General features: G+C 63.4%; 9 protein-coding genes. 6 read left to right on the top strand and 3 right to left on the bottom strand.

What is annotated here, in order from left to right; translation table 11 throughout:
• Positions 1 to 749 precede the first annotated feature (749 nt).
• Positions 750 to 1,520: an AraC family transcriptional regulator gene (locus AO268_RS26415; RefSeq protein WP_176561416.1), complete on the bottom strand. Its 771-nt coding sequence runs from the start codon at positions 1,518 to 1,520 to the stop codon at positions 750 to 752.
• Positions 1,521 to 1,719: 199 nt separating this feature from the next.
• Between AO268_RS26415 and AO268_RS26410 the strand changes: the two genes are divergently transcribed.
• The 6 genes from AO268_RS26410 to AO268_RS26385 all read left to right on the top strand — a co-directional run bounded on the left by AO268_RS26410 (position 1,720) and on the right by AO268_RS26385 (position 8,609).
• Positions 1,720 to 3,336, top strand: coding sequence for an APC family permease (locus AO268_RS26410; protein WP_099170320.1), 1,617 nt, complete (start codon positions 1,720 to 1,722; stop codon positions 3,334 to 3,336).
• A 26-nt stretch (positions 3,337 to 3,362) separates the two neighbouring features.
• Entirely contained in the window at positions 3,363 to 4,307 is a 945-nt protein-coding gene (locus AO268_RS26405) for a 4-hydroxyproline epimerase (protein WP_076963850.1), read from the top strand.
• Between the two features lie 26 nt (positions 4,308 to 4,333).
• Positions 4,334 to 5,281 carry a dihydrodipicolinate synthase family protein gene (locus AO268_RS26400; protein WP_099170319.1) on the top strand — a complete coding sequence of 316 codons (948 nt, stop codon included), beginning with the start codon at positions 4,334 to 4,336 and terminating at the stop codon, positions 5,279 to 5,281.
• Positions 5,282 to 5,340: 59 nt separating this feature from the next.
• Entirely contained in the window at positions 5,341 to 6,912 is a 1,572-nt protein-coding gene (locus tag AO268_RS26395) for an aldehyde dehydrogenase (NADP(+)) (RefSeq protein WP_099170318.1), read from the top strand.
• A 2-nt stretch (positions 6,913 to 6,914) separates the two neighbouring features.
• Positions 6,915 to 8,186, top strand: a complete 1,272-nt coding sequence (locus tag AO268_RS26390; protein ID WP_099170317.1) for an NAD(P)/FAD-dependent oxidoreductase — start codon at positions 6,915 to 6,917, stop codon at positions 8,184 to 8,186.
• Between the two features lie 96 nt (positions 8,187 to 8,282).
• Positions 8,283 to 8,609, top strand: coding sequence for a DUF2388 domain-containing protein (locus AO268_RS26385; protein ID WP_099170316.1), 327 nt, complete (start codon positions 8,283 to 8,285; stop codon positions 8,607 to 8,609).
• A 60-nt stretch (positions 8,610 to 8,669) separates the two neighbouring features.
• Here the strand turns inward: AO268_RS26385 and AO268_RS26380 are convergent, their stop codons facing one another.
• The gene (locus AO268_RS26380; protein ID WP_076963845.1) at positions 8,670 to 9,992 is read right to left on the bottom strand and encodes an OprO/OprP family phosphate-selective porin; all 1,323 of its coding nucleotides are present in this window, start codon (positions 9,990 to 9,992) and stop codon (positions 8,670 to 8,672) included.
• Between the two features lie 207 nt (positions 9,993 to 10,199).
• Positions 10,200 to 11,111, bottom strand: a complete 912-nt coding sequence (locus AO268_RS26375; RefSeq protein WP_099170315.1) for a LysR family transcriptional regulator — start codon at positions 11,109 to 11,111, stop codon at positions 10,200 to 10,202.
• Between the last annotated feature and the right edge of the window lie 11 nt (positions 11,112 to 11,122).

The following is an 11,122-nucleotide window of genomic DNA, read 5'->3' as shown; positions in this document are numbered from 1 at the left end:
AGGCTGCGATGGCGGCGGCATGGCTGGGAGGGATGCTGGCTGACCCACCGCTATCGCTGGCAAGCCAGCCCCCACCTTGGATCTTCAGTACATTGAGTACCGTATGCATCCTGCGGTGGCAGCTGAAATGCAATCCTCCAAACCCTGAAGATCGAGGTGGGAGCTGTCGAGCTCCAGCGAGGCTGCGATGGCGGCGGCATGGCTGGGAGGGATGCTGGCTGACCCAGCGCTATCGCTGGCAAGCCAGCCCCCACCTTGGATCTTCAGTACATTGAATACCGTATGCATCCTGCGGTGGCAGTGAAATGCAATCCTCCAAACCCTGAAGATCGAGATGGGAGCTGTCGAGCCCCAGCGAGGCTGCGATGGCGGTGGCATGGCTGGGAGGGATGTTGGCTGACCCGCCGCTATCGCAGGCAAGCCAGCTCCCACCTTGGATCTTCAGTACATTGAGTACCGTATGCATCCTGCGGTGCCAGCTGAAATGCAATCCTCCAAACCCTGAAGATCGAGGTGGAGCTGTCGAGCTCCAGCGAGGCTGCGATGGCGGCGGCATGGCTGGGAGGGATGCTGTCTGCCCCANGTATGCATCCTGCGGTGGCAGCTGAAATGCAATCCTCCAAACCCTGAAGATCGAGGTGGGAGCTGTCGAGCCCCAGCGAGGCTGCGATGGCGGCGGCATGGCTGGGAGGGATGCTGGCTGACCCGCCGCTATCGCTGGCAAGCCAGCCACAGGGATTTGCGTCCACTCATTGGCTGGTGGCCTGCCGATACTGACGCGGCGTAAACCCCGTCAACGCCTTGAACTGGCGGGTGAATGCACTGTGGTCGGTGTAGCCGCACTGCAAGGCCACTTCGGTGATCGGCAACTCGGTATGCAACAGGCGATGGGCATGTTCCAGGCGTACTTTCTGGATCATCTGCCGGGGGGTCAGGTGGAACACGCGTTTGCAGTAGCGCTCCAGCTGAGCCACCGACGTGCCGGCGATGCGCGTCAGTTCACCCAAGGTCACGCGCTGGTTGAAGTGGGCGCGGATGTGTTCGTCCACCGCCGCCAACCGCTGATAGGCCGGGTGTTTTTCGCTGGCCGATTGCAGGTCCACAGAAATCCCCGCCAGGCCAATGATCGCGCCCTCGCGGTTGTACAACGGCCATTTATGGGTCAGGCACCATCCCGGTTCGCGGCTGCCATACAGGTGCAATTCCAGTTGATCCTCCAGCACCAGGCCCTGCTCCAGCACACGCCGGTCCTGTTCGGTATAGCCCGGCCCTAACTGTGCGGGGAATACCTGGGCGCTGGTCTTGCCCAGGAGCGGGCGCCGGTCTTTCAAGCCGCAACGCTGCACCAGGGTGCGGTTGGCCATGACGTAGCGCGCCTGCACATCCTTGATAAACATCGTCGCATTGGGGATCACATCGAGCATCGGCAACAGCATGGCCACGCCCGCCAGCAGCTGTTCGAGGCTGTGTGGGCGCGGCTCGTCGCCCTGGCACAGGGTTGCAAACGCGTTGTGCATCATGCCGCTCACCGCCTCATCGATCGCCTCGCCCGCCAGCAGATTGCCCGATGACCTGGCCCCTGTCGAGCGCCGTTGCGCGCCTGGCAATTGTGCTGAATTCGTCATTGATAACCGCGCAAAACATCAATCGCCGGCAGGCTGATCGGTTCACTGTAGCGCCACTGCAGGCCTATCCAATAACCCACAAGAAGGCGCCGCTATGTCAGCCCAAGGCAAGTTCAAGAAACAGCTGTCCCTGATCGACCTCACCTTTATCGGCCTGGGAGCCATCTTCGGTTCCGGGTGGTTGTTTGCCGCCAGCCATGTGTCGTCGATTGCCGGTCCGGCGGGGATTTTTTCCTGGTTGCTCGGCGGTTTTGCGGTGCTGTTGCTGGGCATTGTGTATTGCGAATTGGGCGCTGCCCTGCCCCGTGCCGGGGGCGTGGTGCGCTACCCGGTGTATTCCCACGGCCCGCTGCTGGGCTACCTGATGGGTTTTATCACCCTAATCGCGTTTTCCAGCCTGGTGGCGATTGAAGTGGTCGCCTCAAGGCAGTACGCCGCCGCCTGGTTTCCCGAGTTGACCAAAGCCGGCTCCAGCGACCCCACCACCCTGGGCTGGCTGGTGCAGTTCGGCCTGCTCTGCCTGTTTTTCGTGCTCAACTACCGCAGCGTCAAGACCTTTGCCATCGCCAATAACCTGGTCAGTATTTTCAAGTTCATCGTGCCGCTGCTGGTGATCGGCGTGCTATTCACCTTCTTCAAGCCGGCCAACTTCCACTCCCAGGGTTTCGCCCCGTTTGGCCTGTCGGGGATTGAAATGGCGGTGTCCGCCGGCGGGGTGATTTTTGCCTATCTGGGGCTGACGCCGATCATCTCGGTGGCCAGCGAAGTGAAAAACCCGCAACGCACCATTCCCATTGCCCTGATCCTTTCGGTGCTGCTGTCCACGGCGATTTACGTGCTACTGCAAGTGGCCTTCCTCGGCGGCGTGCCCACCGAAATGCTCGCCAATGGCTGGGCCGGCATCAGCAAGGAACTGGCCCTGCCCTATCGCGATATCGCCCTGGCCCTGGGCGTGGGGTGGCTGGCCTACCTGGTGGTGGCCGACGCGGTGATCTCCCCCAGCGGCTGCGGCAATATCTATATGAACGCCACGCCACGGGTGATCTATGGCTGGGCGCAGACAGGCACCTTCTTCAAGATTTTCACGCGCATCGATGAGAAGTCCGGCATCCCGCGCCCGGCGCTGTGGCTGACCTTTGGCTTGTCGGTGTTCTGGACCCTGCCGTTTCCGTCCTGGGAGGCGCTGATCAATGTGGTGTCCGCCGCCCTGGTGTTGAGCTACGCCGTGGCCCCGGTGTGCGTGGCGGCGCTGCGGCGCAATGCGCCGGACATGCCGCGCCCGTTCCGGGTCAAGTGGATGGCTGTGCTGGGCCCGCTGTCGTTCATCATCGCCGCGCTGATCGTCTACTGGTCGGGCTGGAACACCGTGTCGTGGCTGCTGGGCCTGCAAATCGTAATGTTTGGGGTGTACCTGCTGTGCCGCCGCCTGGTGCCGACCCAGCACCTGGACATCGCCCGGCAAGTGCGCTCCAGCGCATGGTTGATCGGCTTCTACGCGGTGACCATGGTGCTGTCGAAGCTCGGCAGTTTTGGCGGCCTGGGCGTGCTCAGCCATCCCTTCGACACCCTGGTCGTCGCCGCCTGCGCGCTGGGGATCTACTACTGGGGCGCCGCCACCGGCGTGCCGGCGCACCTGGTGGAACTGGAACACGAAGACGACGAAAGCGAAGCCGTGCTGCCCGCGAGCAGCCTGCACCCGGCGAACGCGTAACCGGCCAATCACCAAGGAATAGCTGGATGAAACGACTGCATGTGATTGACTCCCATACCGGCGGCGAACCGACGCGCCTGATCATCAATGGCTTCCCACAGCTGGCCGGCCAGACCATCGCCGAGCAACTCGAAAACCTGCGCACCGAGCATGACCCATGGCGCCGCGCCTGCCTGCTGGAGCCCCGTGGCAACGATGTATTGGTCGGCGCGCTGTACTGCGAGCCGGTCACGCCGGGGGCCACCTGTGGGGTGATTTTTTTCAACAATGCCGGCTACCTCGGCATGTGTGGCCACGGCACCATCGGCCTGGTTGCCTCGTTGCACTACCTGGGGCACATCGCACCGGGGGTGCACAGTATCGACACGCCAGTGGGCCCGGTCAGCGCCACCTTGCATGAGGACGGCGCCGTCACCCTGCGCAACGTACCCGCCTATCGCTATCGCCAGCAGGTGCCGGTGGAGGTGCCGGGGCATGGCCGGGTGTATGGCGATATCGCCTGGGGCGGCAACTGGTTTTTCCTGGTGTCCGAGCACGGCCAGGCGCTGCACATGGGCAATGTCGAGGCCTTGACCGACTTCACCTGGGCGCTGCTCAAGGCCCTCGAAGCCCAGGGCATCCATGGCGCAGACGGCGCGCTGATCGACCATATCGAACTGTTCGCCGATGACGACCAGGCCGACAGCCGCAACTTCGTCATGTGCCCCGGCAAAGCCTACGACCGCTCGCCCTGCGGCACCGGCACCAGCGCCAAGCTGGCGTGCCTGGCCGCCGATGGAAAACTTCAGGCCGGCGAGCCCTGGGTGCAAGCCAGCATCACCGCCAGCCAGTTCCAGGGCCACTTTGAATGGGAGGGCGAACGCATCCGCCCCTTCATCACCGGCCGCGCCTATATGACCGCCGACAGCACCTTATTGATCGATGAACAAGACCCCTTTGCCTGGGGCATTTGCGCACCCGGCAACGTTTAAACAGACCCTTCCAAGGAGATAGAAGCATGAGCGATAACATTTTCACCGGCTGCATCCCGGCCCTGATGACCCCGTGCACCGCCGAGCGCCAGCCGGACTTCGACGCCCTGGTCGCCAAGGGCCGCGAGCTGATCGAGATCGGCATGAGCGCCGTGGTGTATTGCGGCTCCATGGGCGACTGGCCGTTGCTCACCGAAGCCCAGCGCCAGGAAGGCGTGGCGCGCCTGGTGGCCGCCGGCATCCCGACCATCGTCGGCACCGGCGCGGTCAACAGCCGTGAGGCCATTGCCCATGCGGTCCACGCGGCCAAGGTCGGCGCCCATGGCTTGATGGTCATCCCAAGGGTGCTGTCCCGTGGCGCTTCGGCCACCGCGCAAAAAGCCCACTTCGCGGCGATCCTCAGTGCCGCGCCGAACCTGCCGTCGGTGATCTACAACAGCCCCTACTACGGTTTTGCCACCCGCGCCGACCTGTTCTTCGAGCTGCGCCGCGAGTACCCGAACCTGATCGGCTTCAAGGAATTCGGCGGCGGCGCCGACCTGCGCTATGCAGCCGAACACATCACCTCCCAGGACGATGACGTGACCCTGATGGTCGGTGTCGATACCCAAGTGGTGCACGGCTTCGTCAACTGCAACGCCACTGGGGCGATCACCGGTATCGGCAACGCCCTGCCACGGGAAGTCCTGCAACTGGTGGCCCTGAGCAAGAAAGCCGCCAAGGGCGATGCCAAGGCCCGGCGCCAGGCCCGCGAGCTGGAGGCGGCACTGGCGGTGCTGTCGTCCTTCGATGAAGGCTGCGACCTGGTGCTCTATTACAAGCACTTGATGGTGCTCAATGGCGACCGGGAATACAGCCTGCATTTCAACGAGAGCGATGCGCTCAGCGATGCCCAGCGCCGGTATGCCGAGCACCAGTACGCGCTGTTCCGCCAGTGGTACGCCAACTGGTCGGCAGAACAGAACGTCGACTGACGGCTCGTACGCCGCGGCTACACACACAGCGGCGCCCCCTCTTTTTTCAGGAACAGGCCATGACTCTGACAGGCAACCTGCTGATCGGTCAGCACTCCCTTCCCGGCACCCGCGCCGCCATCCGGGCGATCAACCCGGCCACCAACACTGTGCTGGAGCCGGCCTATCCCGGCGCTTCCAGCGAGCAGGTGGCCCAGGCCTGCGCGCTGGCGTGGTCAGCCTTCGACAGCTACCGCGAAACGTCCCTGGCGGCGCGTGCTCAACTGCTCGAAACCATCGCCCACGAAATCGAAGCCCTCGGCGATGAACTGCTCGAACGCGCCGTGGCCGAAACCGGCTTGCCCCTCGCGCGGATCCAGGGTGAACGGGGCCGCACCTGCCAGCAACTGCGCACCTTCGCCCGTACCGTACGCGCCGGCGAATGGCTGGATGTGCGGGTCGATCGCGCCCAACCGGAGCGCCAGCCCCTGCCCCGTGCCGATCTGCGCCAGCGCCAGGTGCCACTGGGGCCGGTGGCCGTCTTCGGCGCCAGCAACTTCCCGCTGGCGTTCTCGGTGGCCGGCGGCGATACCGCCTCAGCCCTCGCCGCCGGTTGCCCGGTGATCGTCAAGGCCCACGGCGCCCACCCCGGCACCAGCGAACGGGTGGGCCGCGCGCTGGCCCGTGCAGTGAAGCAGTGTGGCCTGCCCGAAGGTGTGTTCTCGCTGCTGTACGGCGCGGGTCGCGAAGTGGGGATTGCCCTGGTCAGCGACCCACGGATCAAGGCGGTAGGCTTTACCGGCTCGCAAAGTGGCGGCATCGCCTTATGCCAGGCGGCCCAGGCGCGCCCGGAGCCGATCCCGGTGTACGCGGAAATGAGTTCGATCAACCCGGTGTACCTGTTCCCGGCCGCCCTCAAGGCGCGCGTCGAAGCGCTGGCGCAAGGGTTTGTCGCCTCGTTGACCCAGGGCGCCGGGCAGTTTTGCACTAATCCCGGGCTGGTCATTGCGGTGCAAGGCGCACAGTTGGAGCAGTTTGTCAGCCTCACCAGCGACCTGCTGCAACGCAGCCCGGCGCAGACCATGCTCACCCCGGGCATCTTCCAGGCCTATGAAGCGGGCGTCGGCGCCCTGGCCGAGCATGCCCAGTGCGTGGCCAGCGGGTTGGCAGCACAAGGCCCGAACCAATGCCAGGCGCAACTGTTCGTCACCCACGCGCAGGACTTTCTCGCCAACCCTCACTTGCAGGCCGAAATATTCGGTGCCGCCTCGTTGCTGGTGCAATGTGTCGATGACGCGCAAATGCGCCAAGTGACCGAGCACCTCGAAGGCCAGTTGACCGCCACCCTGCACCTGGATGAGGGCGATCTTGAACAGGCACGGGCCTTGCTGCCAACCCTTGAGCGCAAGGCTGGCCGGCTGCTGGTCAATGGCTGGCCGACCGGGGTCGAGGTGTGTGATGCCATGGTGCATGGCGGGCCCTTCCCGGCGACCTCGGACTCGCGCTCGACCTCGGTCGGCACCGCCGCGATCCAGCGCTTCCTGCGCCCGGTGTGCTACCAGGACTTCCCCGACAGCCTGCTGCCCGCGGCCCTGAAACACGGCAACCCGCTGGCGCTGCGGCGCTTGCTCGACGGCCAGAGAGAAGCCTGACCATGGCCGACAACCTTCAACCCCAAACCGACATTGCGGTGGTCGGCGCCGGCATCATCGGCGTCGCCTGCGCGTTGCAACTGGCGCGCCAGGGCCGGCGCGTGGTGGTCATCGACCAGCAGGAACCGGGGATGGGCGCCTCGTTCGGCAATGCCGGGCATTTGGCCACTGAACAGGTGTTCCCCATCGCCGACCTGTCGATCCTGATGCGTCTGCCCGCCATGCTTATGGACCCCATGGGCCCACTGCGCCTGGACTGGAAATACCTGCCCCGCGCCCTGCCCTGGTTTGCTCGCCTGCTGCTGAACCTGCGACCGGCGGCCTACCAGCGCACCGTCGCGGGCCTCCGTGCGCTGAATGAAAGCAGCCTGGGCGCCTGGCAGCGCTTGCTGGCGAACATCGCCCAGCCACAGTTGATGCGCGAAGACGGCTCGCTGTTGGTGTTCGAGCGTGCCGAATCGCGGCAAGCGATTGAAGGTTTGCAAACACGCATGACCCAGCAAAACGTGCCGGTGGACTGCTGGTCCGCCGGCGCCGTGCAGCAGGCGGCGCCGCAATTAAGCGAGCGGATCCAGGGGGGCTTGTTCTTTCCCAACACCGGACATTTCCTCGATCCGTATCGCGTGGTGTGCGAACTGGTCGAGGCCGCCAGGGCCAGCGGCGTGCAGTTTCTCAAGCAGCAGGTACAGGGCGGCCAGTTGCAGGCCCAGGGCGTTGCATTGATCACCGACCAGGGCCGCTTGGCCGCCCGCCAGGTGCTGATCGCCTGCGGCGCCCACTCGGCCAGGCTCACCCAGGCGCTGACCGGCAAAAAGGTGCCGCTGGACACCGAGCGCGGTTATCACCTGATGCTGCCCCATGAGCAAGACCGCTTGCCCTTCGCCGTCACCTCGCTGGAGCGCAAGTTCATCATGACACCCATGGCCGCTGGCCTGCGGCTGGCCGGCACCGTGGAATTCGCCGGCCTCGAGCGGCCGCCGAACATGCAGCGCGCCTGGCAACTGCACCGGTTGAGCCACGGTCTGTTGCGGCACGAATTGAGGGCTGAGGACGCCACCCCGTGGATGGGCTTTCGGCCCTCGTTGCCGGACTCGCTGCCGATCATCGACCGGGTGTGCGACGGCAAGGTGTTGCTTGCTTTCGGGCACCAACACCTGGGCTTGACCCAAGCGGCGATCACTGCCGAGCTTATCGCCCAGTGGGTAACCCCGCTCTACGCGCCCCAACCTCTGGGCTTGCCTGCACTGCAGGCCTACCGGTTGGATCGTTTCTGACCCAGGCTGGCATGCCCCCGTTGGATCGCGCAGCGGCCCTAAACAGGCAGGAGTCTGCTAGGGTGTCGGCCATCCCCGCGCAAAGGAAGGCAAAAAATGGAGGCATGGAAGGTTTTCGCGTTCAGCCTATTGGCGTCGATCAGCCCTCAGACGCTGGCCGGGGAGCCCAAGGAGCCGGGCGACCGTGCCATGTACTGGACCACGCTCGGCCCCACGCTGTTCAGCTCTATCGCCACCGAACTGACCACCCATCCCGGCAATTTCTTTGGCCCGGCCAAGTCGGATGCCCTGGCGTTTGTCGGCTCCGACGGGCAGATACGTGGCGCCCAATTCGAGCAGGCGGTGCGTTACTACCATACGGCGTACCGCCCGCCGTTGATGTCGGACCGTCAGTTGGCCTTGGCGATTGTGACGGCTGACTGATCACGTCAGCACCGATGGGCGTACAGGCCTCCCCATCGGCGCCAAACGCTCCAGCGTGTTTTAGAAGACGTATTGCAAGCGCATGACCACGCCATCACCCGTGTCATCACCTACCGTGTTGCTGACGTTATCCGTGCGGGCCTTGACGTAGTTGGCGCTGACCTTGACCGCCTCGTTGGCGTACCAGTTGACGCCCAGGGTATGGGCTTTGCCTTCGCTGTCGCCAACCTGGCGCACATTGGTGCTGACCACCACATTGTCGTCCTCGACGGTGAACGCGTCGTAGCGGTAGAACACCTCCCAGGCGCCGATCTGCTTGTTTTGCGGCTTGATGGAGTCGAACCTGGCACCATCGAGTTTGTAGATGCGTGGCTCGCCGGTCAGGGTGTAGGCCATCTGTGCGTAATAACCGCTGGCCTTGATGTCATTTTGTGCGGCATCGGCCTTGAGGGTCCGTCGCAGGTATTCCCCCTGCACCGAGAACGCGTCCAGCGCCCAGGCACCTTCCAGGCCCCACACCGAGTCGTCCTTCCACAACCCCTGCTGGGCCGCGCTGCCGCCAAAGACCGAGCGGGTACCATTGCTGCCGGCGCTGTTGCCGCCGTTGGTCTCGACGCCACGCATGCCCATGCGTGAACGGATGCGCGTGTCGATGGCAGCGTCCTTGAGGTCACGGTAGGCGTATTGCACCCCCACGTGCAGCACATTACCGGACTCATGCAGCGGGGCGAACACACCGCGCAGGTTGTAGCGCTTGACGCTGTCGCCATCGGTGTCGTTGTTGTTTTCGCTGAACACGCTGCCGGACAGGTAGGCCATCTCACCCACTACGCCGTTGGCCTGTACGCCCATGCCAGAGTTATCGTTGATCCACTCCGCCACATCGTAGGAAAGATTACGCTCCAGGGCCGTGACCCATTTGGAACTGGTGGCTTTCTCCAAGCCAAAGTCAGTGTAGAAACGCCCGACTTTTACATTCAGGGGATTGAACCCGGTGTAGGTCACACTGCCTTCGTCGAAGTAGCCTGTGCTGTCATTGCCCACGTTGCGGGACAGGTCGTAGTTGATCTGGTATTTCCAGTCCTTGTAGACCGTACCGCCAAACTCCAGGTAGGCCCGGCGAAAATACGCGGCGTCCGCCGTGTTGCCATTACGGGTGTAGTAATCATTAAACCTGGCGTAATCGGCCTGGATACGTCCGCCCAACTTGAAGCTGAATTCCTTGTCGGTGGTGGCCACTTCCAGGCCGCCCTTGGTTTTGATCACAATGTCCGCGCCATCGGTGGTTACCGTGCCTGCCTGGACCGACAACGCCAATACGCTGCCCGCCACGGCCAGGCTGAGTTGAGTGAGTCCTGCGCATTTCGAATAACTAATCGACATCTATTTCCCCTCGTTATCGTTAAGTACTACTTGGCGACGGGGAGCTTCCAAACACCAGATGACGGTTTGGATGTATTTACAAGACACTTTTATGACATTCGCTATTCTTTGCTCTTGAACCGCGGGGCAGGCCTTATAAACAAAGGCCTTACTACACGACCAGGCGCCCACAGCGAATATGTCAGAATGATTAAAGTTATTACCGACTCAGATGACGCTCTCGAACCAGTCACGCCGCTCTTCAAAGACTTTGCGAATCAACGCCACCAAGGTTTGTACATACGGTTGATCGGCGGTCAACGGTGCGATGGACAGCCATGCCAGCCGTTCCATGGGTTCACTGAACAAAGGCGTGAGGGCCAGCAGGTTTTTATCCAGACGGGTGATGTAGTTGGGCAACAACCCGACGCAGGCGCTGTGCTTGATCCATTCCCGCACCCACTCCTGGGAATGCACCTGGACCAGCGCCCTCTGGCGCTGTTTGACCAGGCGGTTCCAGGGCTCAAACGCCGCAACCGGCGCATTCGTGCGGCCTTGCACCAGCATAAAGTCAGATAAATCAGCGATGCGCGTCGGCAAACGGTTGCCGCGACAGTAACGCTTGGCCATATGCGGGCTGTAGTCAATGCGCGCCAGACGTTGCGGCGTGGTCATGGCAAACCCGGGCGAGGGACGCGGACGATCGGCATCCGCCAGCCATACCATGACATCAGCCTGGCGCGTCGGCTCGCCCGTCAACGGGATGACTTCCAGCTGTATCGCCGGGTACTTGCGCATAAAATCCAGCACCTCACGCGCCAGCAGATCGCGCATAAGGGAGTCTTCCACGGCCAGGCGCAACAACGGTTGCGGCAAGGTGCCCACGGGGGGCTGAACATCGCCAAACCGCGCCATCAGTAGCGTTTGCAGGCGCTGGCCCTTGAGGGTCAGGCGCAGGGCATTTTCCCGGTAGATAAATAGCGGGCTGCCCAGCCGCCCCTCCAACAGGGCCAGTTGCTTGCGCAGTTCTGCAGTGCGGATATTCAGGCTGCGGGCGGCCTGGCGAAAGCTGGCACAGCGCGCGCAGGTGAGAAAACGTAGCGCCAGTTCGCGGTCAATCAACGGTGCCTGCACAGTCATAAGGCAACCTT

Origin of the sequence: Pseudomonas sp. ICMP 8385, from assembly GCF_002699915.1 — a bacterium.
GTDB classification, from domain to species: domain Bacteria; phylum Pseudomonadota; class Gammaproteobacteria; order Pseudomonadales; family Pseudomonadaceae; genus Aquipseudomonas; species Aquipseudomonas gessardii.
Note: the sequence above shows the minus strand (reverse complement) of the source record. Positions and strands in the feature narration are given on the sequence as shown.